A 23,737-nucleotide genomic window follows, 5' to 3' on the forward strand; every position below is an offset into this window, starting at 1 on the left:
CCCTGTCGCCACACGCCAAATTAAGGCTTCTTTCCTAAAGACTGTTTCAAGACGGCCTGAAATCAAAAATGGCCCGTTATGTGAAAATGAAGCAGGGTAGGCAAACGTGGCATTAGCTCCAAGATTACAGGCGCGGCAGAGCCAGCAGCTCGCCATGACGCCGCAATTGCGCCAAGCGATCCAATTACTGCAATATTCGAATATTGAACTGGCCGAATTTGTTGAAGAACAGTTGGAGAGTAACCCCCTGTTGGAGCGCGGCACGGGGGACGAAAACCGGCGGGGCGAGCAGATTGCCAATACGCTTAGAGACGCGCTGCAGGCGACGGTGGATAAAGACGCTCCCGCTGCGGCCGCGTCTGATTTTGATGTACCCGACCATGCCGTAAATCCGGAGTCTACGGCGGCTGACAGAGGCGGGGAAGATGTCGGCGGCTCCGTTGATTGGTCGCGTAATGAAAAATCCGGGAGTTTTTCAGGGGGCGGCGATTATGACGCCGCCGCAAATGCTGCCGCCGAAATAAGCCTGCCAGAGCATGTAAAGGCGCAGAAATCTCTTTTGCGGCTAGAGCCACGTGACGGACTTATCGCCGATTACATGATCGGTCAGCTTGATGAGGCTGGCTATCTACGCATGAGCGTGGAAGAGATAGCCATAAATCTGGGGGTGGAAACCTCTCGTATTTCGTCTCTTTTGACGCAGCTCCAAACCTGTGAACCGACAGGTCTTTTTGCGCGGAGTTTATCTGAATGTCTTATGCTCCAAATTCGAGAGCAGGGAGGTCTCGATGAAGCGATGCAGGTTTTGCTCGCCAACCTGGATCTACTGGCCAAGCATGATTTGTCGAAACTCATGAAAATATGTGACGTGGGGCGGGACCGGATGGGCGCTATGATTGCGCGCATCAGGAATTGCGCGCCGAAACCTGGTGCGGTCTATAGCGGCAGCACCGCGCAGGTCGTAGAGCCGGATGTGTTTATCCGAGAAACCCCGAATGGCGGATGGGCCGTCGAATTAAATGCCGACACCCTGCCGCGTGTTCTGATTAATAATCGCTATTATAATGAAATTCAAAAAGTTGGCGGTGAGGATGAAACGGCTCGCGAATTCATTTCGGAGTGTCACCAGAGCGCCAGCTGGCTCGTAAAATCATTGGATCAGCGCGCGCGAACAATTTTGAAGGTCACAAGCGAAATCGTGAAGCAGCAGGACGCGTTTTTTGCGTATGGCGTCGATCATATGCGCCCGCTCAAACTCAAAGATGTGGCCGATGCCATCGAAATGCATGAAAGCACGGTAAGCCGGGTCACTAGCAATAAGTTCATGCATACGACGCGCGGACTATTCGAATTGAAATATTTCTTCACAGCGGCCATTCCTTCACTGGATGGCGGTGAAGGCCATTCCGCAGAAGCCGTACGCAATAAAATTAAAATTTTGATCAGCGAAGAAACGGAAAAAACTGTTAAATCAGACGATAAATTGGTCAAGCTTTTGCGCGGAGAAGGCGTCGACATTGCCCGCCGAACCGTTGCAAAATACCGTGAAAGTATGGGTATACCCAGCAGCGTAGAGAGACGCCGGATATTTAAATACGCGGTTTAGAGTACTATTTTTGTCTCGTCATCCTGCCGAAACGAAACGTAGTCGCAGGAGTTCGAGCTGTGAAATGCCTTCGCTCGAACTTCCGCGACTTCTCGCGGAATGACAGGTAAAGGGGGAAGAAAATCACTCTACCTCACTCTTATTCTTCGGCGGTAATGGAAAGAACCCGCTCGTGCGTTTGATGTAGAGTTGATAATTCTTTCGCTTCCCCATGTCCTTTTCCAGTAAATCTTTGCCGGATACATTGGTGAGCAGATAGGTCATGATGATCGGGGCGAATATTGTAGCCCAGCCCCACGGCGCTTCGCAGGCGACGAGCCAGATGCCCCACCACATGCAGGCATTACCAAAATAATTCGGGTGCCTCGTATAACGCCATAGGCCTGTATTAAGGACAGGTTTATCCTCTTCAGGACCGTCATAATCCTTGTGCTTTTTCATAAAACGGGAGAGTTGCCAGTCGCCAATGGCTTCGAACAAGAACCCGATGAGCCAAAGCAAAGTTCCCAGGACAGCCAAGAGATTTATATAGGCATTGGCGTGAATATAAATCGCTTCGTCACCTGAATTGACCACACGCCCCGCAACATGTGTTCCCATGCTCACCCAAACCGGGGCGCTGACGATCATGATGAGCAGGCCTTGCCCCCAATAGATTGAAAAAAGACTCCGCAGACGCCACGCCGCTTCATTTAATTTGGAGCGCTTTCGCATAGCCACGTAACGTTTGTCTTCGCCGTGTCCAAGGTTTCGCATCGCCAAATAAATCGTCAATCGCGCGCCCCAGATGACGGGGAGTAATCCCAACAGCCAGAGATAAGGGGTGACGGGATCGGCCAGATAAAGGCAGACCGCCCCAACACATAAAAACCCAAAGCCCCAGAAAACATCGACAAGGCTGGCATCTTTTACCGCGACGCTAATTGACCAAAGTAAAGTCAGAAGTCCAAACACCACGGCGGCAGCGTGGAAGAAATTAACAAGAATATCGGTCAGCATGGATCACCTCAGACTTTTGGGTTTTGTAGCGAATATTACGAATCACGCAATGCCATGGTTTTGCCAAAATGGCCGAAACTAAGGCAAACCGGCGCCATAACCACGCCATAGTCGATTGTTAGACAAATCCCATCATTCACGAAACGAGGGTTGGACAATGCAAACGATGAGCTTAGTAAGGAACAAGAATTATTCGCCGCGTCAGGTCAAGACATCGGTGGACGGGTTGAGACGAGAGACCGCTATGGCCAAGATTTATCTGGTGGATGATGACGAAAACATTCTGACCTCTGTGTCGATGTTTCTCGAAGGTGAAGGATATGAAGTACGTAAATTTCATGACGGGGTGAGCGCGCTGGAAGCGTTGAAAGACTCGCCGCCGGACCTGGCCGTGCTCGACGTAAAAATGCCGCGTATGGACGGGTTGGAACTTCTCCGCCGTCTGCGTCAAACCTCGAACTTGCCGGTTATTTTTCTAACGTCAAAAGACGACGAATTCGACGAAGCCATTGGTTTTAATATGGGCGCGGATGATTATATCACCAAGCCGTTCTCACAACGTCTCCTTGGCGAGAGAATAAAAGCCGTGCTACGCCGCGCCTCGCTCACCTCTATTGAAATGCCGACCCCGCAGGAAGGCGATGACAAGGTTATCCGCCGCGGCAAGCTTTTGCTTGACCCCAACCGTCACGCTTGTTCGTGGGACGGAAACCCGGTGCGCCTGACCGTGACTGAGTTCCTTATTCTGGAAAGTCTTGCCAATCGTCCCGGTTATGTGAAATCCCGAGATCAGCTGATGGACGCCGCTTATGACGATCAGGTTTATGTCGATGACCGGACGATTGATTCCCACATCAAACGATTGCGTAAGAAATTTCGCAAGACCGATAAGAGTTTTGACGGTATAGAAACCCTCTATGGTGTCGGATATAAATATAAAGAAGCCTAAAGGGCAGACGCCCTCCGAAGACAAAATACGGCCCGCGAAAGCGGGTCGGATGCGTTTGCGTGAAAGACGGCTCCGCCATAAACGTTTTGGACCGCGTCGTTCGCTTCTCGCCTCTCGGCTGACGCGCGTTATTTTTATCGCTAATCTGATTGGCCTGATTATCCTGATTTCCGGATCGCTCGCCATGAACAGGTTCGAGGCGGGATTAATTAATGCCAAAGTTGATAATTTACGCTCCCTTGCGGCGACAATTACGACTGTCATTGGTGAACAAGCCACAGGCCGCGGCGTTTCCGCAGAGTTGGATGTTACCGGAGCGCGACAAGTTCTTCGGGGCGTTAACACACCTGTCGGTTGGCGCGTCCGTTTACATGATAGGTCGGGAGAGGTTGTTGCGGACACAGCGCGCCTGGACGAGACGATTTCAGTTGGGTCGCTTGATCCCATCCTCTCTGAAATTCCGCCGGAACCCGTTCATGAACAGTGGGTCGACAAGACCAAAAACTGGTTCACAGAACGTCTGAATAATTTGCCATGGCGACAGGCCGAAAGAAATAATTTGCGCCGCGATTTGCGCGGGGATGTCCGTCTGGCTCTGTCAGGGGAATCAATCATGGGGCCGCGCTATGACGAGGAGGATAATTTAATTGTGACAGTGTCCCTCCCGGTGCAGCGCGTGCAGCAGATTTTGGGGGTCGTGACGGTAGAAAGCGATGATGTCTCCGGTATCGTTCAGGCAGAACGACAGGCTCTGGCTCCGATTATTGGATTGGCTTTTCTCGCGACAATTCTCAGCTCTTTGGCGCTGACTTTATTCATTACGCTGCCCATGCGAAAACTGGCACGGGCGGCCGAGCTGGTGACGCGAAGTTCCGATAAACGCGATGCTATTCCGGATCTTTCCGGCCGGCGTGACGAGATTGGCGATCTTTCAAAAGTCATGCGGGAAATGACGCAGGGTCTCTATTCGCGCATAGACGATATTGCGAACTTCGCCGCCGACGTCGCGCATGAGATTAAGAACCCCCTGACCAGTTTACGGTCTGCGTCGGACACATTGCGCGTTGCGCGGACCGAAGAACAAAGAAACCAGCTTATTGATATTATACAGCAAGATGTCTCCCGCATGGATAGGCTTATTACGGATATTTCCAAAGCTTCAAAAGTGGATGCCAATCTCGCGCGGGAAACAGCGCAGATATTGGATGTCGGAGAAATTCTACACAATATTACCGAATTTTATGTCCAAACCCGATCCGGGGAAGGGCCCGTTGTCAGGCATGAAAACCGTTTGCCAGACGGAGAGGCTGTTTTTATCCGGGCTTTTGAGACCCCTTTCGCGCAGGTTTTACGCAATTTGATAGATAACGCCCTCACATTTTCTCCGCTTGGGGGAGAGGTTTGTATTTCAGCCGAGCTGGTACAGAAAAAAGGCCGGGACCGGGTCATTATATCGGTTGAGGATGATGGACCGGGTATTCCGACTGATAATCTGGAAACTGTATTTGAAAGATTTTATACCCAGCGGCCCAAAGGCGCAGAATTCGGGAGCCATTCCGGATTGGGTCTGGCGATTTGCCGCCAGATTGTCAGGGCTCATAAGGGCCGTATTCATGCTGAAAATCGTATGACTTCAGACGGTCGCGCGGTTGCCGGGGCGCGATTTGTTGTCGACGTGCCGCGCCAACAACCCCGATCCAACAAATAATTATAGAAATAATCCCCCCATAATTTTGCAGTTTTTATGACAAATCTGTCATTTTCCGACTTCACAGCGTGATTTTTATTTGATTAGGTAAAATTTCGATTTTCGGAGTATTTGCTTTGATTGGATTAGTCATTGTTACGCATGGTCAGCTCGCTGTTGAGCTGCGTCGGGCGACAGAGCATGTTGTCGGACCGCAGGAAGCGGTCGAAACGGTCTGTATCGGGCCGGATGATGATATGGAACACCGCCGAGAAGATATTGCCGGCGCTGTGAAAAAGGTTAGCCGGGACAAAGGCGTCATCATTTTGACAGATATGTTCGGCGGAACCCCGTCCAATCTGGCGATTTCCATGCTCCGCGACGGAGAAGTGGAAGTGCTCGCCGGGGTGAACTTGCCCATGCTTATCAAACTGGCCGAAGCGCGCCGCACAGCGACATTGGAAGACGCGTCTTTGAAAGCCAAAGAGGCCGGACAGCGTTATATCGCTATTGCGTCCAGAATTCTGGCTGGAGATACATAAAGGCCAGAGGGGCTGAGAGTTTTGACATGAGCCAAACATCTCAAATCACTCTGAAACTGACAAATAAGCGGGGCCTTCATGCCCGGGCGTCCAATAAATTTATGGAAACGGTTGCGCGCTTTCATTCCCAGATCTGGGTGCGAAGCCATAATGATGTTTGCGCCGAACGCGTCGAAGCCGATTCTGTCATGGAGCTTCTCTTACTCGGATCAGCCTGCGGAGAAGAGATTACCGTCACCGCGCAAGGGCCGGATGCGCCCGAGGCTATCCAAGCCATTGCCGCTTTGGTAGAGAACCGCTTCGGAGAAGTGGATTAGAAAAGGTTTCTCATGCGGATTTCGGATTTGGTTTTAGGCAGTTTGGCAGCGGCCGTTTTGTCCAGCTGCGGGAGCACCTCACAACCTTTTGAACCGGCCAGCCAATATCCACCCGACCCTTGGGTTAAAGGCTATTCCAACCCGGATGACTGTCTCGGCGGAGAAAAGCTCGCCGCCCGAAACTTCGAAATGCCGGACTACCCCTCGCGGCCCTATCGAACCGGTCGGCAAGGCTGGACAATTATGCGGCTGGATGTGGACGCGGCAGGCCAGACTCAAAATGTGGAGGTCGAGAAATCCGTTCCTGACGGTATGTTTGATAAGGCGTCGCAAAAGGCAGTAGAGAACTGGACATTCGCCCCGCCGGCGGAAGGTCCGCTGGAAAACTGCCGTGTGCTCCTAAGGTACCGCGCGGGGAGTGTAACGTTAGGCGGCTAAGTTGTTACTAATTGTCCAGCGCATATGCCGAGTGCCATTTCCTCAAATTAGTCACATTCATACCGTTTTTACGCTATAGCTCTAAAACATCGAAACGACTCACGAGCTGGACGCCTTTTTATGAGCCAAAATAAAACTCCTCCGCGTAAATTTTTTGGAACGGACGGCGTGCGCGGCCTTGCCAATTCCGACAAGATGACGCCTGAAAGCGTCATGCGCCTGGGACAGGCGGCCGGGCGGTATTTCCGAAATCAGGAAAAGAAAATTGGATCGCGTCCGACCGTTTTTATCGGTAAGGATACACGTCTTTCGGGCTATATGATCGAGCCGGCTCTGGTGGCCGGATTTACGTCCGTGGGTATGGATGTGCGGCTTTGCGGGCCGATTCCGACCTCCGCGGTCTCTATCCTGACCCGAACGCTACGGGCCGATATGGGCGTCATGATTACCGCCTCCCATAATAAATATTATGATAATGGCCTGAAATTTTTTGGCCCGGATGGCCGCAAGCTTTCAAATTCCGCCGAAGCCGAAATCGAAGCCCTGCTATACGGGTCTGACCTCCGTTTGGCCAAGCCGGAAAATCTGGGCCGTGCCAAACGATATGAAGATATGCAGGCGCGTTATATCGAAATCGCCAAAGCGACTTTCCCGCGCCGAATGCGGCTTACAGGTCTCAAAATCGTGCTCGATTGCGCCAATGGCGCGGCCTATCATACTGCTCCTGACACATTATGGGAGCTGGGCGCGGAGGCCGTTATCCCCATCGGCGTGTCGCCGAACGGTAAGAATATCAATCTTGATTGCGGCTCCACTCACACAGAGCTGCTCTCGGAAACCGTTGTCAAAGAAGGCGCGCATGTCGGCATTGCCTTGGACGGCGATGCGGACCGCCTGATTATGTGTGATGAGAAAGGACGTATTATTGACGGAGATCAATTGCTCGGTCTGATTGGGTCGGGCTGGCATAAAAAAGGACAGCTTTCCAAGCCCGGAATTGTCGCAACTGTGATGAGCAATTTGGGGCTGGAACGGTTTTTCGAATCTCAAAATCTTGACTTTGTCCGAACAGATGTCGGCGACCGGCATGTGTCGGCGCGGATGCGCAAAGATGGATATAATCTGGGCGGCGAGCAATCGGGCCATATCCTGATGACGGATTTCACGCCCACAGGAGACGGGACAATCTCGGCCCTGCAGGTATTGGCTGAAATTATCCGCCAGAACAAACCGGCCAGTGAAGTGCTCAGCGTTTTTGAACCGGTTCCGCAAACATTGAAAAATGTCAGCTATTCAGGTGAGTCTCCTCTGGCATCCGACGCTGTGCAGGCAGCGATTAAGGACGCCCAATCCAGTTTTGGGTCCTCTGGCCGCGTTCTTGTCCGCGCGTCGGGCACAGAACCGCTCATACGGGTCATGGCCGAAGGGGATGACGGCACGAAAGTTGAAAAACTGACAGATGATCTCGTAAACGTAATAAAACAACAGGCCAATTCAGAGCCTGCCTGACATTTAGCGTTGAATACCTCTTTTCAAGATTCGCCAACTCCCTTAAGGCTTGGGGTTAATTTACGGCCTTAACCGCGGGGCGAGCAGGGAAGACGCCAACACGCATGGACCAAACCATCACACCCTATTTGATCGTCACGCTCGGGGCCGTGCTTCTAGCTATTCTGGCATCGCTTTTTGCGTTGCGCTTGGCTTTATCCTCGGGGCAGGCCGGGCAGGGATGGAAAGAAAAGGCGGCGGACCTTGATCGACAAGTCGGCGATTTCGATCTGATTTTCGGGGCTTATCCGGGGCTCGTCTTGGTTTGGGATGAAACAGCTAAGCCGATAAAGTTTGAGGGTAATAATCCGTGGGGTGAACCCAAGGTTTACGGGTCTCCAGCGGCGCTAGCGTCTATTTTACGGTTTTCGGAAAAAGGGAAATCCAAAGATTTGCCGTTTCGAATTTTGAACAGCCTCGCCGATCATAAAACAATTTCAAAGACAGATAATGCCCTGACCTTGCGCGGATATCTGACAGGATTGCGCCAAAGAGGCGAAGCGTTCTCCATTTCTATTTCTCTTCCGGAAGGCAACCTTATCGAAGCGGCCGGACGCGTGGCCGGGCGACAAGTTGTGCTCTGGCTCGAAGATGTGTCTATCCGCGGAGAGGATGAACGCTCTGCTATATCCCGGTTCGAGACCTCTCGGCTGACGGCGGAGCAAGACCCGAAAGCCTTCATAGATATGATGGGGCGCGCCCCGTTCCCGATCTGGCGGCTTTCCAATAGCGGCCAGATTGTTTGGGCCAATCCAGCCTATGTCGCCGCAGTCGGGGCGAAGGATCTGCGTGATTTAATCAAATCACAAATCCATCTGGATGACGCTGCGGCGCAACAGGTGCAGGAGGTTCTGCAAACCAATGAGCCGAAAGAGGATGTCAGACATCTGATTTTCAGCGGGCAAAGACGTGCGACCGCGGTCAACCTGTTTCCGGTTAATGGCGGGGTTGCGGGCATGGCGGTGGATGCGGCAGAAGCGGATAATTTGCGTGAAGCTCTGACCCGTCACATTCGCGCCCATGACGAACTGCTTAACGCAATGGATGAGGGCATCATTATTTTCGGAGCAGACCAGACAGTCAGTTTCCATAACCGGGCCTTGAGGGATCTTTTCAAACTGGAAGAAGGTTGGTTCAAGGGACGGCCCCGGCATAGCGACTGGCTAGACTACTTACGCGATAAAAATGAAATTCCGGCGCAGGCGGATTACCATTCTTGGCGCGAGAGAGAATTGTCTCTTTATACAGATTGGCCGGAAGAAATGCCTGAAGAGCTTTGGGGCCTACCGGATGGGCGGACTTTGCGTCTGGTCAGAATGCGCGACCCTCATGGCGGCATTTCTCTGCTGTTCTCTGACATGACGGATGCGATGACGCTGAAAAGCCAGCTCGGCACGTTGATCAATGTACAGAAGGCGACTTTGGATAAGCTCTCAGAAGGCATAGCTGTGTTCGGGACGGATGGACGCTTGAAGATCCACAATTCGTCATTTGAAAAGATGTGGAGCCTCAGCGAAGAGGATTTGAAAGACAATCCGCGTTTCGGAGATATCGTGCAGCTCTGTATGCCGCTTTATCACCAGAAAGCCTTCTGGCAGGATTTGGCCGGTCGGATTACGGATCCAAATCCGGAAATCCGCCGCCATGTGGAAGGCGAGATTAAGCGCTCGGACGATAAAATGCTGACTTGGCTTTCCAAGCCTTTGCCGGACGGCGCCACGCTCGTCGCTTGGGATGATGTGACGTCTGCGCGCCGCGCAGAGGCGGCCTTGATAGAGCGCACCCAGGCGCTGGAGGAAGCCGATCGGATGAAGTCCGAATTTGTCGGCCATGTCAGCTACCAACTTCGCACGCCCCTTACGACGATTTCCGGCTATGCTGATTTCCTCCAAAATGGCGGCGCCGGCGAAATGAGTGACAAGCAGAGCGAATATGTCTTTGCCATTCAGAGCGCGTCCGAAGATCTTGCAAAAATCATCGATGATATTTTGGACATTGCGGCGATCGAAGCCAATGTGCTTGATCTTGATTTAGGCGACGTGAACGTCTTCGACCTGCTCGACAAGGCCTTGGATTACGTCGCGGTCAAAGCCGATGATACGAAAATTGCGCTTGAGCTACGCTGTGACGAAGATATCGGCGTTATTCGCGCGGATGAGACGCGGTTGAAACAAGTCGTGCATAACCTACTTGGAAATGCGCTGCGCTTTACCAAACCCGGCGGGAATATTGAGCTGGGCGGCCAGAAAGCGCCCGGCGGCGGCGTCATGATTTGGGTCAAGGATAATGGAGTCGGTATTCCGACCGAGCGGCAACCACAGGTTTTCCAAAGCTTTGAAAGCTCTCGCGGCGGGGCCGGGTTGGGCCTAGCGCTCGTCCAGCGTTTTGTCGCGCGCCATGGCGGCTGGGTCGAGCTGGAATCCGCCGAAGATCAGGGGACTCACGTCACGTGCTACCTTCCCAAAGAAGCATCCACGGACGGCGCGCACCCGGAGCTCTTTGGCGGAAACGCCTAAAGCCTAGCGAATTAAATTATTACTGACTCTCGGGCGTGGTGACTTTGATACCGTCCAGCTCTTCGCTCATCAGAATTTGGCATGACAGACGGGAATTATCCTGAACGCCTTCGGCAAAGTCGAGCATGGACTCTTCCATATCGTCTTTTTCTTTCAGTTTACCGAGCCAGGCATCGTCGACATAGACATGGCAGGTAGCGCAGGCACAGGCCCCGCCGCAATCGGCGTCAATTTCAGGTACCATATTTTGTACGGCGGCTTCCATGATGGAGGTGCCGGGTTTCGCCTCGACTTCGCGTGTCGTACCGGCGTGGTCAGTGAAAAGAATTTTTGCCATGAAACGGGCCTTTTTGTCTGTCAGTCTTGGCTCTTATCTAAGGGCTTGCCATGATATTACAACCCGTTATCAGAGACGTTGTGACAAGAATTACGGCTAAAAATGAACAAGAAATGCTCGCTCTCGGCGCGCGAATCGGGGCGGCTTTGCGAGCAGGCGACACAGTGGCGCTGACCGGAGAGTTAGGCGCTGGCAAGACAACTCTTGTGCGCGGCTTAATACAAGCAGAGCTGCCTGGAATAGAGGTTCCGTCCCCGACCTATACACTTGTTCAAACTTATGATTTTCCGGAGTATGAACTGTGGCATTGCGATCTCTACCGTCTAAAGCACCCAGATGAAGTGTTTGAAATAGGTTTGATGGATGCGTTTGGAGAGGCTCTTTGTCTTTTGGAGTGGCCTGACAAGATCGGAGACTATTTGCCGGAAGAGGCTTTAAAGCTTCATATTCGATTTGAAGGCGAAGGGAGAGTTATTGAACTCGGTCCGGAATGGAGTGATCGCCATGTTTGATCGCGAGTCCTTGATATCTGGATTCCTTAAAAATGCGGGATGGGATAAGGCGCTTCGTGTGCCCATTCAGGGGGATGCGTCCACGCGGAGTTATGAGCGCTTGAAAAAAAATGGGCAAATGGCGGTCCTTATGAACGCGCCAAAAAGTGAGGAGCTGCCCGGTGAGCCAGAAGGCGCAAGCGTGGCGGTGCGTCGGAAGCTGGGCTATAATGCCCTGGCGCGTCTTGCAGGCCCGAATATGGAAAGCTTTGCCTGCCTTGCAAATGAGCTTGGGCTAAGAGGTTTTTCTGCGCCCCGGATTTTCGCTGCAGATCTGGAAAATGGGCTATTACTTCTGGAAGACTTTGGCGAACCGGTTTTTGCAAAAGTGATAGCGAAGGACGCTTCTCTGGAGACGCCGCTTTATGAGGCGGCGGTGGAGACGCTTGCCGCAATTTACCGTTCAACTTTTCCGCAGATCATGACTTTCAATGACGTCAGATGGCGAGTCCGTGATTACGACACGGCCGCGCTATTGGCTGAAACGGATCTCTGTCTTGACTGGTATGCCAAGGATTTTGGCCGCGAATTTTCGCCTGACGCTCGGAAAGACTTCTACGGGCTTTACGCAGAAAGTTTCAAATATCTGGAGGCTCATGCGCCTGGATTAGGTCTTCGGGATTTTCATGCCGAGAATTTGTTCTGGTTATCCGAGCGCTCGAGTGCAGCGAATGTGGGACTGATAGATTTTCAGGACGCCCTCTTTATCCATCCGGCTTATGACCTGATGTCCCTGATAACCGATATTCGTCGTGACGTGTCACCAGGTTTGAAGGATCATTTAATTAAACGATTCTGCGAGAAAGCAGGTCTAAAAGATGACATGGATTTCCGGGCGGCCTATTCTGTGTTGAGTGTGCAGCGAGGAACAAAACTTCTCGGTTTTCCTGTTCGCGCTGATCTGAAATTTGGGAAACCACAATATCGAGCGCTTCTGCCGCGAGTGAAACGCCATCTCAAGGAGGACTTGGCCCATCCGGCTGTCGCGCCCATCAAAGCGTGGTTTGATCAAAATTTACCAGAGGTTTTTGCATGATAGAAACAGCAATGGTTTTGGCAGCAGGGCACGGCACGCGGATGCGGCCGCTGACGGATGATAAGTCGAAAGCCATGGTTGAAGTCGGCGGGAAACCGCTCATTGATCATATGCTGGATCGGTTGTTGGAGGCGGGCGTAAAACGCGCTGTTGTCAATGTTCACGCCCATGCGGATCATTTAGAGGGCCATTTGAAAAACCGTTTGGGCGGGCCCGAGATAATTATATCCGATGAGAGGAACCAATTGCTTGAAACGGGCGGCGGCGTTGTCAAAGCGCTTCCGCTCCTCGGCGACGCCCCAGTTTTTATTTGTAATATTGACGCGGTCTGGGTGGAGTTTGCGCCCGTTCTAAAAGCTTTGATGAACGCCTGGGATCCTACTTTAATGGAAGAACTTCTGTTACTTGCCCGGCGGGATATGTCCCTTGGCCATGACGGTATGGGGGATTTCGATTTAGCCGAAAGAGGACATATCTCGCGCCGATTAAGCGAGATTTCTAAATATTATTATTCAGGCGTTCAGATTTTCAAGCCATCGCTCGCCAAACCTTTTCCTGAAGAAAAGTTTTCCCGCAATAAGATTTGGGATGAGAGCCTCAAAACATTCGGGCTTTTCGGAACGGTCATGCCGGCGTTCTGGATGCATGTGGGCGATCCGAAGGCCAAGAAAGGCGCCGAGGCGGTTTTAACGCAGGCGGCTGAAATGGATGCCAAGTTAAGCTCCGGCGCCAAATGAGTTTGCAGGGCGTTTATAATATGCCTTCGGGCGTGCCTTTTCTGCGCTCTCTCGCAGAAGGATTAATGACGGAATTTGGAGAGCAGTTATCAGATGCGTTGATATTACTGCCAACCCGCCGGGCTGTGCGCGGCCTGACTGAACTGTTTTTGCAAATTTCTCAGGAAAAAGGGCAGGGCGTCATGCTTATGCCGCGGCTGAATACTCTGGCCGATATTGACCCGAATGAACCGCCCTTCGAGCCGAGCGATGTCGCCGGACTCGTACCGCAAGCGATAGACGGTACCCAGAGACGGTTTGAAATGGCGAAGATTGTCGAGCGGTTTTACCGCCGCGCCTCTGATATGCCGCTGGACGCGGCGGCAGCGCTTGCCTTGGCGGATCCGCTTCTGACAATTCTGGATGACGCCGCCTCGGAGGAAACGCGAATTTCCGATCTGGCCGAACTCTCTGAAATTCAGGCCTTTGCGGCGCAGCATTTCCAACATGCGGCAGAACTTTATAAAATAATCCAGACCTATTGGCCCGAGCGCCTCAGAGAGTTGGACGCTTTAGAGCCTAAAGTCCGACAAGTTGAGGTCCTGGATAAGCTAACCGAGCAATGGCAGGAGAGCCCGCCCAATTACCCGGTTATTATTGCCGGATCGACAGGGACGCTCGGGGCAACGGCAAGGTTGATGGCCTGTGTCTCACATCTTCCCAAAGGCGTTATTATATTGCCGGGGCTTGATAATAGTCCGGAGCGGTCCTGGGAGAATGTGGCCGAACAGCATCCGCAAAATTCTCTCAAAAACCTATTAGGCGTATTTGGTTTGGATCGTGGGGACGTTCTGACTTGGCCGCATATTACAGGTATAAACCCGGCGCGGACGTCCAAACTTGCGGCGCGAAGGCTTCTTTTGGCAGAGTCCCTTGTACCTGTCGATAACACGGCGGACTGGCTTGAACGGATCGCCACAATTCGGCGCAATGCACCTGACACCGAACCCTTTGTGGATGCCATGGAGGGGCTATCGGTGCTGGAAGCGGCCAATGACGAGGACGAAGCCCTGACCATAGCGCTGCTCATGCGCGAGACGCTGGAGGAGCCAGGCCAAACAGCCGCACTGGTCACGCCGGATCAGGGGCTGGCAAGGCGGGTCAAAGCGAGATTACGTCGATGGAAAGTCGATGTCGATATTTCGCAAGGCGAACCCTTGGAGGAAACGCCCGTAGGCGGCTTTTTGACAGCGATTGTCGATTTGCTCGGCGATCCGGAAAGTCCTGTGGCTCTTGCCGTCTTACTGAACCATCCTCTGACGCATTTGGGCGCAGAGTTTGGGGCTGTGAAACGTGAATGGCAAAGCTTGGAAAAACGGCTTTATAGAGGAGTCCGTCCGGACACGGAGGAGATTGAGAAGAAAGATAAATCTCAGCTGATCGCCCGCTTATCCTCCGCTTTAACGCCTCTGACAAATTTGGGCGAAAATGCTTCCGTGAGGGAGTGGGCGCAGAAATTGAGAGAGGTTGCTCTAGATATTGCCTCTGCTGAGGAAGGCGATGGGGCGGCGCGCTTGAGACGCGCGTCTGGAGGCCGCGAAGGCGATGCAGTGCTTCAATCCCTTATTGATTTTGGTCACAATCTACCGGAGACAACTCCCGCGGGGCTTTCCCGCCTCCTGGCCGTCTTGATGCGGGGCAAAGTTGTGCGGCCGCCTTTCGGCACCCATCCGAGGCTTTCTATTTTAGGGCCATTGGAAGCCCGGATGTTGAGCGCGGATCGAATAATTTTGGGCGGACTGAATGAAGGCGTCTGGCCGGCAACGCCGAAAGTCGAGCCATTCCTGTCCCGGGCGATGCGAAAATCGGTTGGGCTCTCCTTGCCGGAAAAACGGTTCGGACTTTCCGCGCATGACTTCGCCGAACTTGCAGCGCATCCAGATGTGATTCTGACCCGCGCCAAACGCAGCGGGGGAAGCCCCATGGTGGCCTCGCGCTGGCTCTGGCGATTGCAAACATTGCTGCGTGGGGCGCTGGGCGCAACGCGGGCAGACTCTCTGCTCAGCGCGCAGGGCTATTACCTTCGCCTCGCCGAAGCGCTCGATAAGGTAACGCCGGATGAAATAAAGAATGCACAGATTGAACCGCCGAAACCCGCCCCGCCTGTGAAAGATCGCTGGGCCTTCGGAAAGGGGCGGCGCGTGTCCATCACTCAAGTTAAAACCTGGATCCGGGATCCCTATTCAATTTTTGCAAAACATACGCTGGGCCTCAAATCTCTGGATCCATTAGACGCCGCTTTGGGCGCCGGAGATTTCGGCACGGCTATCCATGATGGATTGGAACAATTCCTCCGTGTTCACAAAGAAGACTGGTCTAGACAGACCGAGAGCAAGTTAGTCGAGTTTTTGAAACAGGCGTTTATCGAGAGCGGATATGCTGATTTTGAAATCGCCAAAGAAACCAAGCGCTTTGAGGCAATTGCCACCGAGTTTTATATCTGGCTTCGCGAGAGGCAAGCCGAAGGGTTCGATGTCTGGGCGATCGAAAGTGAGGCGGAACATTATATCAAAGAGCTAGACTTTACCCTGAGCGGCAAAGCCGATTTGATCGAACGCCGCCCGGAAGGGTACGGCGTGATTGATTATAAAACAGGGGCCCCGCCAAGCGTCAAAGTCGTGAAAGCCGGCTTTGACCCCCAGCTCCCGCTCAGCGCCTGGTTGCTCGGCCAAGGCGGATTTAAGGAGGTGAAAAAAGGCCAGACAATTCAGCTCGGCTATGTCCGTATTAAAGGATCAAATAATGATTTCTCTCATCAGGTTTTGACCTCTCCCGAGCAAAAAAATGGCCTCTCCGCCGAAGAATATGCGCAGGACGCGATTGATGTGTTGGGCAAGCTTGTTCGCGCCTATGACGACCCTAAAACCGCTTATTATTCTCAGCCCCGAATTCAATATACGCATGATTATGGCGATTATGACGATCTCGCCCGCCGCGGCGAATGGGCCTCTCTCGGCGGGGAGGGCGAGCGATGAGTGAAGCCTATGAGAAGGCCGTTGCCGCTCAGAGCGAAGCCGCCAACCCCCGACAAACCCGCATGGTGTCCGCCAATGCAGGGTCCGGCAAAACCCGCGTTCTAGTGGATCGCGTATCACGGATTTTGCTGCAAGGGGTTGAGCCTGAAAAAATCCTCTGTCTGACATACACCAAAGCGGCAGCGACAGAGATGCAGGACCGTCTGTATGATAAGTTGGGGGAGTGGTCGATCCTTGGAAAAGATGCTCTGAAAGCAGAGCTTGAAAAACTGACTGGGACGGATGTTCACCAGATTTCCAAAGCCCGTAACCTCTTTGCGAAGGCGCTGGAAACGCCGGAAGGACTGAAGGTTCAAACCATTCATGCCTTCTGCGAGCGGGTTTTGTCGCGGTTTCCAATCGAAGCGGGGATCATGCCGGGCTTTGAGCCGATTGAGGACGCCGAAGCGGCGCGATTGTCCGAAGACGTTCGAAAAGAGCTTTTGAAAATCGCGATGGCGGATCCAGATGGGCCTGTAAATCACGCCCTGCAAACGCTGACCGTCAAAATGGCCGACCAGAGCTTGGATGGATTGTTCAGCTGGATGAGCTTTTCAGCAGAGAAGATAAGACGCTGGGAGGCGGCGGGCGGAACGCAGAGTTTAGCCAATTATCTCGGAATAGAAATTACGGAAACGAAACAGAGTTTAGCGCAAAAATTCTGGGTAGAAACAGATGCAGAAACACTGACGGAAGCCATTCCAGTTTTAAATAGCGGTCTGAAGACCGATCAAAAAGCTGCGACCCGTATCAAGGAAAGTCTTGCCAACCCCGACCCAGTCGAAGCTTTTTATGATTATTCCCAGATTTATTTAACGACCAAGAATGAGTTGAGAAAAAACCCTGTCACCAAAAAAACGAGGGAAGCGACTCAAGACTACTTTTCGGCGGACGGAGATGAGGCCAGCCGGGTTGTCTTTTGGCTGGACAAGTTTAATGCGGTCGAAGTTTTATCTTTAACTCACGCTGTTTACACGCTCGCCAGACCCTATAGCGAACTCTACGCCCAAGCTAAACGCAAGCGGCGGGGTCTGGATTTCAACGACCAAATTCTTCTTGTTCGCGACTTGCTGAGCCGAAAAGATGTGTCGGATTGGGTGAAATATAAACTCGATGGCGGGATAGAGCATGTTCTGTTGGACGAAGCGCAAGATACGTCACCCGAACAGTGGGATATTCTTAATAGCCTGTCAGACGCCTTCATTCAGGACAATCCGGAACGGGATCCGACAGAGCCGCGCACCCTCTTTGCCGTGGGGGATGAGAAACAGTCTATTTACGGATTTCAGGGCGCTAGACCCGAGCAGTTTCTGGAGGAAATCAGACAACGCGTCTCCGGCGAAGCCAAACAGGTGCGAATGTCGATGTCCTTTCGCTCGGCTCAGACTATTCTGGATGTGGTGGATAGCTTTCTTCATGAGGAGGGAGGACGCCAGGCCATGTTTGACGCCGCGTTTCCGCCCGGAGCCGATATAGAGAAACATGCCGCCCACCGCACTGATCGCGGGCAGGTGGAGTTTTGGCCGCTGTCGCTCAAACCTGAAAAGGGTGAAGATAAGTCGCCTTGGGACACAACGCCCGTCGATGAGATGAGCCAAAATGACGAGAGAGAAGTTCTGGCAAGGGAACTCGCGGCGAAAGTAAAAACCTGGCTTACAGATGATGAACCTATTTACGACCGAAATTTGAAAACAGTCCGTCCGATGGAACCAGGCGACATTCTCATTTTAGTCCGAACCCGGGGCGCGGGGAGTAATTCTCTCTATGACGCGATTATTCGACATTTGAAACGTCAGTCTGTTCCATTGGCCGGTTCGGACAGAATTAAACTCGCCGATGCGATGATTGTCAGAGACCTTTTGGCTTTATCTCGATTCACGCTCCTGCCTTCAGATGATCTTTCTTTGGGAGAAGTGCTGAAGGGCCCGATTTTCGGACTGGATGACATGGCGCTCTTGGAGCTTGCACGCGGGCGCGGGAAAGAAAGCCTCTGGTCGGCGGTTAAATCACGTGACCAAGAAATTGCGCAATTGCTCAGTCATTTTATGTATTTGGCCGGAGCGCTTTCGCCTTACGAATTTTACACCGCGGTTCTGGATCATATTGATCCCGACGGAGAAAGCCTGCGCCGTAAATTTTTCAAACGCCTTGGTCTTGAGTCCCGCGAAGCGCTGGATGTGTTCCTGAACCGGGCCATGGATCACCAGCAAAAAGGGGTTCCGAGCCTGCAATATTTCATCCGGGCTTTTGACGGCGACGAAACAGATGTGAAACGCGAAATGGACTCTGCCAAAGGGCAGGTCCGCGTAATGACCGTTCACGGCGCGAAGGGTCTGGAGGCGCCCGTGGTGATTTTGCCGGACACAACGCAAACTCCGAATTTCAAGGACACGCTTATTTCCATTGATGAAGGATTTTACCTCAAACCCTCTCAGGGCGACGTGCCCATGGCTCTACAGGAGAGTTTTGAGGCTGCCAAAGCGAAACAGGATCAAGAGCAATTGCGGCTTCTCTATGTGGCGTTGACGCGGGCCGAGAGCCGCTTGGTGATATGCGGGTTTCAAAGCGGTAGAAGCCTCGACAAGCCCCTCCAAGAGGGCAGTTGGTATGATTGGATGGGACGTGTTTTTGACGGACTTCAAACCCGTCCGCTTGAGACATTTTTCGGCGAAGGACATGTTTTTGGCGGCCCGCCTGATGCAGCAAGGGCTATAAAGCCGCCGCCTCAGACGCCACCTGTTGAAATTCCTCTTTGGGCGCGACGCCCAGCGGCAGAAGAGGAGCGTATACGCAAGCGTCTCAGCCCCTCCCATTTGCTGGCGACAGCGGATCCTGATGTCACCGAGCCGGACTCGGGAATAGGTTTGTCGCCGCGCTTAAGGGGTGTGCTTATTCACCAACTTTTGGAATTTCTGCCGACATACGAAAAGGCTCGCCGCCCTGAGAAAGCCAAGGCAGTTTTGTCGGGTTACGCACAGCTGGCTGATGAGGAAAAAGAGATGCTTTTATCGGAGGTATTCCTTATTCTCGACGATGAGGAGTTCGGGTTCCTCTGGGCAGACAACAGCCGACCAGAAGCCAGCTTGATGGGGCAGATTGCCGTTGAAGGCGAGATATTAAATTTCAGCGCGCAGATTGACCGCCTCTGCGTGCAAGAGGAACGCGTATTGATTGTTGATTATAAATCGAACCGGCGGATACCACCGTCGCAAGACGATATTGATCCGATTTATATGGGGCAGATGGCGGCCTATCGTGAGCTTGTACGGGCCCGATATGATAAAAAGGATATTATCTGCGGATTACTCTGGACGGCGCGTCCGGAATTAATGTGGCTGGACAGTAACAAGCTTGATGATGCCTTGACGAAGATAGGGTCGCTTCCTACCTACGATGAAGACACAGATTCCCTTAGCCTCTAGGAGTACAGCTCATGGCCACCGTAAAAGTATCCGATTCCAGTTTTAAAGCCGATGTGATTGACGCAAAACAGCCCGTTCTCGTGGATTTCTGGGCCGAATGGTGTGGTCCGTGTAAGCAAATCGGCCCCGCTCTTGAGCAGATTTCCGACGAAATGGGCGAGAAAATCAAAATTGCCAAAGTCAATATTGATGATGATCCGGAAACACCAGCAAAATTCCACGTCCGTGGCATTCCAACTCTGATGATTTTCAAAGAAGGTCAGGTCGTTGCGACAAAAGTCGGCGCCATGACGAAATCCAAATTGCAGGAATGGGTCGCAGAACACGCCTAGCCCTGATTAAAGACTAAATTTTCAAGCCCCCGGATGTTTTCGGGGGCTTTTTTGTGTCCGGTTTATTTGAGGGGCTAGGCCGGGAACATTTAAAGACCCGCTCCGTTGATAAGGGCAAGGAGATTAAATTATGCCCGACTCAAATTTAAACGTTATGGCCGTGGATACGGCGATTGATTCCGACGGCTTTGCCCCTGGTATTGCACAGCCCACCACACTGGACGAAATTAAAGACATCTACATGTCAGAGCGCCCGAAACAGGAGCGATTGGCCCAACTTCGGCAAATTCGTCAGGAAATGGTGGCTCGAAATTCAGCAGACAGCGAAGCTGGCTTTGACGACCTGATTGCCGAAATTGATCGCGGGATAGGTCATTTGAGCAGCAAAGCCGAAGGGTCGACAACGCCCGACTCACTGGAAAATAAAGATACCGCCGTAAATCCTGAAAATCTTTAAACCTGATACAGACAATTTTTTATATGAAATGAAAGAAAACATTTTATGCCTCAACTTCTAAATCCCAAAAGCAAATTACCGACACTGGATGTTCCGCTTGTAGAAGGTGGACGATTTGTTCTGGCGGACGCCAATCCGGATTATTTCCAACTCGTCGTGATCTATCGCGGCGTTCACTGTCCAAAATGCAAAGCTCAACTCAAGGAAATTGACTCCAAAGTCGCGGACATCCGAGCCGACGGGATGGATGTCGTGGCCATTTCCATGGATAATGAAGAGCGCGCGAAAAAGGCCGTTAAAGAATGGGAGCTGGAAAACCTTTCCATTGGATATGATCTGTCATTATTGACAGCAAAGGAACTTGGTCTGTTTTTATCCGACAGTATTTCAGACAAAGAACCAAAGATTTTCGCCGAACCTGCTCTGTTTGTGGTCAAGCCTGACGGCGCGCTCTATGCGGAATTTGTTCAGAATACGCCGTTTGGGCGTCCTGCTTTGGACGAGGTTCTCTCCGGAATGAAATTCGCGGCTGAAAATGACTATCCGACACGCGGCACGTCCGTCGCATAAGGTCGGTTAATTTTTAAGAACTTCCCCGGCCAGATATAAAGACCCGCAAATTAATATTCTTGGGGGCACTATATCCTGCTCTGTCGTGTCACGCGACAGGGCTTCTCCTGTATTAATGGCCATTTGAACCGCCTCGGAAATGCCGCCCGCGACAAATCCAAGCATATTACGACTCATGGCCAATTCTTTCAGGGTTTCCGGCGCGAGAGAGTCGTGATCCGGTATGCTGATACCGATCACGGCGCTGGCGAGGCCTTCAAACGCATCCAAGAAGCCTCCAATGTCTTTATTGGCAAGTATCCCTGTTATCAAAATGAGCGGGCGTTCGGTGGTCTGCTCCAGTTCCGCCATGGCATTCGCGACAGCCCGGGCGGCGTGCGGATTGTGCCCGCCATCCAGCCAAAGCTCGGCTCCGGCTTCATTCGCCATCTCGGCATAGAGGCCTTTTGTCAGGCTTTGCAGACGCGCTGGCCAATTCGCCTTTTGCAGTCCGGCGCTTGTGGCTTCGACGGACCACCCCATCGTCCGGGCCACCATGACGGAAAGCCCCGCATTGCGAATTTGATGCTCGCCGCGCAGAGCGGGTAGAGGCAGGTCGAGCATTTCCTCGTCTTGTTCAAAAACCAGACGTCCGTGCTGACGAAAGGCTCTGTAATCCTGTCCCCAAACTTTAATGTTCGCCTTTGCCTTTTGCGCTTCCGCGTCGAGCACAGCATTGACGAGATCGCTTTGAACGCCGCAAATGACAGGCGTATGCGCTTTCATGATACCGGCTTTTTCGCGCGCAATACCAGCCAGGTCCCGGCCCAGAAATTCGGCGTGATCGTAATCAATTGGGGTAATCGCGCAGCACGTTGGTCGGATAACATTTGTGGCGTCATAACGACCGCCAAGTCCGACCTCAATCAAGGCCACATCGGCGGCGCTTTCGGAGAAAGCCAGATAGGCTGCGGCGGTTGTGGCCTCGAAAAAAGAGAGCGGCGCTCCGGCATTTGCTTCCCGCACACGGGTCAGAACATCTATCAGCGCGTCATCCCCGATCTCCTCGCCGCTGACGACGATGCGTTCCCTGAAATGAACGAGGTGGGGGGAAGTATAGACATGGGGCTTTAGTCCTGCCGCCTCCGCCATCGCCCGCAAATTGGCAATGGTTGAGCCTTTGCCATTCGTGCCCGCCACATGGATAATAGGCGGCATTTTTTGTTCGGGATGACCCAGCTTGGCCAAGACGGACTGAATACGCCCCAGACCGAGATCGATTTTTTTGGGATGGAGAGTGCGGAGCGTGGCGAGCGCCTGTTCGACGCGGCTTTCACTGGACTCCGGATCCCCCATTTCAGGCGGCGCCATCTCAGGCGTCTTCAGTCTCGAATTCAGGCTCTGCCATCATCAACACGCCAAGAATCTGCGCCAGTGTTTTCCGAAGGTCATGACGATGCACGACCTTGTCGATCATGCCCTTTTCCTCAAGATATTCGGCGCGCTGAAACCCTTCGGGCAGTTGTTCGCGAATTGTGTCCTCAATCACGCGCGGCCCGGCAAAGCAAATCAAGGCGCCGGGTTCCGCCAGATGTATATCGCCAAGCATGGCGTAACTCGCCGTGACTCCGCCCGTGGTCGGATCGCAGAGCACGACAATATAGGGGAGGTTATTTTCGCGCAGTCTCTGAACGGCGATGGTCGTTCTGGGCATTTGCATCAGCGATAACGCCCCTTCCTGCATGCGGGCGCCGCCCGCCGCCGTAAAGACGACCAAGGGAAGTTTGTGCTCGACGGCGTAATCTGCCGCGCGGATAAACCCTTCGCCGGCGGCCATCCCTAAAGAGCCGCCCATAAAGGCAAAGTTCTGAACCAGGACAACCGTCCGTATCCCGTGAATCTTGCCGACGCCGATGGTCATGGCGTCGTCATCGCCCGTTTTGGAACGGGCCTTTTTCAAACGGTCCGTATATTTCTGATCATCTTTGAACTTCAAAGGGTCTTTCGCCACTTCGGGCACGGCGATCTCTTCGTATTTTCCGCCGTCAAAGGTGTGCCCAAGGCGGGTGTCCGGGCCAATGCGCATATGGTGACCCGCCGGGGTGACATGGAGCAGACCCGGCAAATCCGCAGAAAAGACCATTTCGCCGGATTTCGGGCATTTTATCCAGAGATCATCCGGCGTGTCCTTCTTGGAAAAGATGGATTTTACGCCAGGGGGGGTCAATTTCGTAAGCCAGTTCATAAGGAGGACTTTTGCCTTTCTTTCCGCCGAGTAGCAAGGGGCGGCTGCGGTTTAACATGGGGGAAACATCCGAACGCGGCACCCGCCCATTCCTGTCATTCCGGGGCGCGAAGCGAACCCGGAAGGTCGAGAGGTTGAATGCCTCCGGTGAGTTAGCCCGCAACCTCTCGACCTTCCGCATCTTCGCTACGCTGCGTGCGGAATGACAGGAAATATGAATTGTTCATCGCTCACACCCTTCGTCCAACTCGCCATCTCGGGTCGAGCGCTTCACGGTTTCCAGATAAAGTGGACAGCCCGCAGAGCTTCGGCTCCTGCCGGAGACCGAAATAAATATGTGTTTCGCAAGAACCAAAGCTCTGCGGCAGCGATTGGAACCGGAGCGGCCTCTTACATGGCTCCCACAGTCGCGCCGG

21 protein-coding genes are annotated in these 23,737 nt (G+C 52.8%); 17 read left to right on the forward strand and 4 right to left on the reverse strand.

The features are described 5' to 3' along the window. Positions 1-106 precede the first annotated feature (106 nt). Positions 107-1,606, forward strand: coding sequence for an RNA polymerase factor sigma-54 (gene rpoN / locus ACN0IC_RS05855; protein WP_416877830.1), 1,500 nt, complete (start codon positions 107-109; stop codon positions 1,604-1,606). Positions 1,607-1,729: 123 nt separating this feature from the next. Here the strand turns inward: rpoN and ACN0IC_RS05860 are convergent, their stop codons facing one another. Further along, the gene (locus tag ACN0IC_RS05860; RefSeq protein WP_416877831.1) at positions 1,730-2,605 is read right to left on the reverse strand and encodes a DUF1295 domain-containing protein; all 876 of its coding nucleotides are present in this window, start codon (positions 2,603-2,605) and stop codon (positions 1,730-1,732) included. Between the two features lie 244 nt (positions 2,606-2,849). Between ACN0IC_RS05860 and ACN0IC_RS05865 the strand changes: the two genes are divergently transcribed. The 7 genes from ACN0IC_RS05865 (at position 2,850) to ACN0IC_RS05895 (ending at position 10,602) form a co-directional block, all read left to right on the forward strand. Further along, complete coding sequence (locus ACN0IC_RS05865) at positions 2,850-3,554, forward strand: response regulator transcription factor (RefSeq protein WP_416877854.1); 705 nt, start codon at positions 2,850-2,852, stop codon at positions 3,552-3,554. A gap of 49 nt (positions 3,555-3,603) precedes the next feature. Further along, the gene (locus ACN0IC_RS05870) at positions 3,604-5,262 is read left to right on the forward strand and encodes a stimulus-sensing domain-containing protein (RefSeq protein WP_416877832.1); all 1,659 of its coding nucleotides are present in this window, start codon (positions 3,604-3,606) and stop codon (positions 5,260-5,262) included. A 116-nt stretch (positions 5,263-5,378) separates the two neighbouring features. Next, complete coding sequence (locus ACN0IC_RS05875) at positions 5,379-5,783, forward strand: PTS sugar transporter subunit IIA (RefSeq protein WP_416877833.1); 405 nt, start codon at positions 5,379-5,381, stop codon at positions 5,781-5,783. A 26-nt stretch (positions 5,784-5,809) separates the two neighbouring features. After that, entirely contained in the window at positions 5,810-6,100 is a 291-nt protein-coding gene (locus ACN0IC_RS05880; RefSeq protein WP_416877834.1) for an HPr family phosphocarrier protein, read from the forward strand. A 12-nt stretch (positions 6,101-6,112) separates the two neighbouring features. Continuing rightward, complete coding sequence (locus ACN0IC_RS05885; protein WP_416877835.1) at positions 6,113-6,538, forward strand: energy transducer TonB; 426 nt, start codon at positions 6,113-6,115, stop codon at positions 6,536-6,538. A gap of 120 nt (positions 6,539-6,658) precedes the next feature. Continuing rightward, complete coding sequence (gene glmM / locus ACN0IC_RS05890) at positions 6,659-8,047, forward strand: phosphoglucosamine mutase (RefSeq protein WP_416877836.1); 1,389 nt, start codon at positions 6,659-6,661, stop codon at positions 8,045-8,047. A 104-nt stretch (positions 8,048-8,151) separates the two neighbouring features. Beyond that, positions 8,152-10,602: an ATP-binding protein gene (locus ACN0IC_RS05895; RefSeq protein ID WP_416877837.1), complete on the forward strand. Its 2,451-nt coding sequence runs from the start codon at positions 8,152-8,154 to the stop codon at positions 10,600-10,602. A gap of 19 nt (positions 10,603-10,621) precedes the next feature. Here ACN0IC_RS05895 and ACN0IC_RS05900 read toward each other — a convergent pair whose 3' ends face one another. Next, positions 10,622-10,939 carry a 2Fe-2S iron-sulfur cluster-binding protein gene (locus ACN0IC_RS05900; protein ID WP_416877838.1) on the reverse strand — a complete coding sequence of 106 codons (318 nt, stop codon included), beginning with the start codon at positions 10,937-10,939 and terminating at the stop codon, positions 10,622-10,624. 50 nt (positions 10,940-10,989) lie between these two features. Here ACN0IC_RS05900 and tsaE point away from each other — a divergent pair, with 50 nt between their 5' ends. The 8 genes from tsaE to ACN0IC_RS05940 all read left to right on the forward strand — a co-directional run bounded on the left by tsaE (position 10,990) and on the right by ACN0IC_RS05940 (position 21,097). Beyond that, a complete protein-coding gene (gene tsaE / locus ACN0IC_RS05905; RefSeq protein ID WP_416877839.1) occupies positions 10,990-11,451 on the forward strand; it encodes a tRNA (adenosine(37)-N6)-threonylcarbamoyltransferase complex ATPase subunit type 1 TsaE in 462 nt (153 codons plus the stop codon). Then, entirely contained in the window at positions 11,444-12,526 is a 1,083-nt protein-coding gene (locus ACN0IC_RS05910; protein ID WP_416877840.1) for an aminoglycoside phosphotransferase family protein, read from the forward strand. Before tsaE ends, ACN0IC_RS05910 begins: the two co-directional genes overlap by 8 nt. Further along, a complete protein-coding gene (locus ACN0IC_RS05915; protein WP_416877841.1) occupies positions 12,523-13,263 on the forward strand; it encodes a nucleotidyltransferase family protein in 741 nt (246 codons plus the stop codon). The genes ACN0IC_RS05910 and ACN0IC_RS05915 overlap by 4 nt, the downstream gene beginning before the upstream one ends. Continuing rightward, positions 13,260-16,277 carry a PD-(D/E)XK nuclease family protein gene (locus ACN0IC_RS05920; RefSeq protein WP_416877842.1) on the forward strand — a complete coding sequence of 1,006 codons (3,018 nt, stop codon included), beginning with the start codon at positions 13,260-13,262 and terminating at the stop codon, positions 16,275-16,277. The genes ACN0IC_RS05915 and ACN0IC_RS05920 overlap by 4 nt, the downstream gene beginning before the upstream one ends. Then, positions 16,274-19,738: a double-strand break repair helicase AddA gene (gene addA, locus ACN0IC_RS05925; protein WP_416877843.1), complete on the forward strand. Its 3,465-nt coding sequence runs from the start codon at positions 16,274-16,276 to the stop codon at positions 19,736-19,738. The genes ACN0IC_RS05920 and addA overlap by 4 nt, the downstream gene beginning before the upstream one ends. Before the next feature lie 11 nt (positions 19,739-19,749). After that, the gene (trxA, locus tag ACN0IC_RS05930; protein WP_416877844.1) at positions 19,750-20,070 is read left to right on the forward strand and encodes a thioredoxin; all 321 of its coding nucleotides are present in this window, start codon (positions 19,750-19,752) and stop codon (positions 20,068-20,070) included. A 130-nt stretch (positions 20,071-20,200) separates the two neighbouring features. Further along, the gene (locus tag ACN0IC_RS05935; protein WP_416877845.1) at positions 20,201-20,527 is read left to right on the forward strand and encodes a hypothetical protein; all 327 of its coding nucleotides are present in this window, start codon (positions 20,201-20,203) and stop codon (positions 20,525-20,527) included. A gap of 45 nt (positions 20,528-20,572) precedes the next feature. Continuing rightward, a complete protein-coding gene (locus ACN0IC_RS05940; protein ID WP_416877846.1) occupies positions 20,573-21,097 on the forward strand; it encodes a redoxin domain-containing protein in 525 nt (174 codons plus the stop codon). A gap of 6 nt (positions 21,098-21,103) precedes the next feature. Here the strand turns inward: ACN0IC_RS05940 and ACN0IC_RS05945 are convergent, their stop codons facing one another. Further along, positions 21,104-22,447 (reverse strand): bifunctional folylpolyglutamate synthase/dihydrofolate synthase, encoded by a 1,344-nt coding sequence (locus tag ACN0IC_RS05945; RefSeq protein WP_416877847.1) that lies wholly within the window; start codon positions 22,445-22,447, stop codon positions 21,104-21,106. Between the two features lies 1 nt (position 22,448). Beyond that, on the reverse strand, positions 22,449-23,321 hold the full coding sequence (gene accD / locus ACN0IC_RS05950) for an acetyl-CoA carboxylase, carboxyltransferase subunit beta (RefSeq protein WP_416877848.1): 873 nt from the start codon (positions 23,319-23,321) through the stop codon (positions 22,449-22,451). 214 nt (positions 23,322-23,535) lie between these two features. Here accD and ACN0IC_RS05955 point away from each other — a divergent pair. Further along, on the forward strand, positions 23,536-23,737 hold a 202-nt coding region (locus ACN0IC_RS05955; RefSeq protein ID WP_416877849.1), incomplete at its 3' end, for a hypothetical protein.

Origin of the sequence: Litorimonas sp., assembly GCA_029936425.1 — a bacterium.
GTDB lineage: Bacteria > Pseudomonadota > Alphaproteobacteria > Caulobacterales > Maricaulaceae > Litorimonas.

What these genes read in the sequence shown, in the direction of transcription:
- ACN0IC_RS05860 (WP_416877831.1), bottom strand. Translation starts at nt 2,605, where the DNA reads ATGCTGACCGATATTCTTGTTAATTTCTTCCACGCTGCCGCCGTGGTG.
- ACN0IC_RS05865 (WP_416877854.1), top strand. Translation starts at nt 2,850, where the DNA reads ATGGCCAAGATTTATCTGGTGGATGATGACGAAAACATTCTGACCTCT.
- ACN0IC_RS05870 (WP_416877832.1), top strand. Translation starts at nt 3,604, where the DNA reads ATGCGTTTGCGTGAAAGACGGCTCCGCCATAAACGTTTTGGACCGCGT.
- ACN0IC_RS05880 (WP_416877834.1), top strand. Translation starts at nt 5,810, where the DNA reads ATGAGCCAAACATCTCAAATCACTCTGAAACTGACAAATAAGCGGGGC.
- ACN0IC_RS05885 (WP_416877835.1), top strand. Translation starts at nt 6,113, where the DNA reads ATGCGGATTTCGGATTTGGTTTTAGGCAGTTTGGCAGCGGCCGTTTTG.
- glmM (WP_416877836.1), top strand. Translation starts at nt 6,659, where the DNA reads ATGAGCCAAAATAAAACTCCTCCGCGTAAATTTTTTGGAACGGACGGC.
- ACN0IC_RS05895 (WP_416877837.1), top strand. Translation starts at nt 8,152, where the DNA reads ATGGACCAAACCATCACACCCTATTTGATCGTCACGCTCGGGGCCGTG.
- ACN0IC_RS05900 (WP_416877838.1), bottom strand. Translation starts at nt 10,939, where the DNA reads ATGGCAAAAATTCTTTTCACTGACCACGCCGGTACGACACGCGAAGTC.
- tsaE (WP_416877839.1), top strand. Translation starts at nt 10,990, where the DNA reads ATGATATTACAACCCGTTATCAGAGACGTTGTGACAAGAATTACGGCT.
- ACN0IC_RS05910 (WP_416877840.1), top strand. Translation starts at nt 11,444, where the DNA reads ATGTTTGATCGCGAGTCCTTGATATCTGGATTCCTTAAAAATGCGGGA.
- ACN0IC_RS05915 (WP_416877841.1), top strand. Translation starts at nt 12,523, where the DNA reads ATGATAGAAACAGCAATGGTTTTGGCAGCAGGGCACGGCACGCGGATG.
- ACN0IC_RS05920 (WP_416877842.1), top strand. Translation starts at nt 13,260, where the DNA reads ATGAGTTTGCAGGGCGTTTATAATATGCCTTCGGGCGTGCCTTTTCTG.
- addA (WP_416877843.1), top strand. Translation starts at nt 16,274, where the DNA reads ATGAGTGAAGCCTATGAGAAGGCCGTTGCCGCTCAGAGCGAAGCCGCC.
- trxA (WP_416877844.1), top strand. Translation starts at nt 19,750, where the DNA reads ATGGCCACCGTAAAAGTATCCGATTCCAGTTTTAAAGCCGATGTGATT.
- ACN0IC_RS05935 (WP_416877845.1), top strand. Translation starts at nt 20,201, where the DNA reads ATGCCCGACTCAAATTTAAACGTTATGGCCGTGGATACGGCGATTGAT.
- ACN0IC_RS05940 (WP_416877846.1), top strand. Translation starts at nt 20,573, where the DNA reads ATGCCTCAACTTCTAAATCCCAAAAGCAAATTACCGACACTGGATGTT.
- ACN0IC_RS05945 (WP_416877847.1), bottom strand. Translation starts at nt 22,447, where the DNA reads ATGGCGCCGCCTGAAATGGGGGATCCGGAGTCCAGTGAAAGCCGCGTC.
- accD (WP_416877848.1), bottom strand. Translation starts at nt 23,321, where the DNA reads ATGAACTGGCTTACGAAATTGACCCCCCCTGGCGTAAAATCCATCTTT.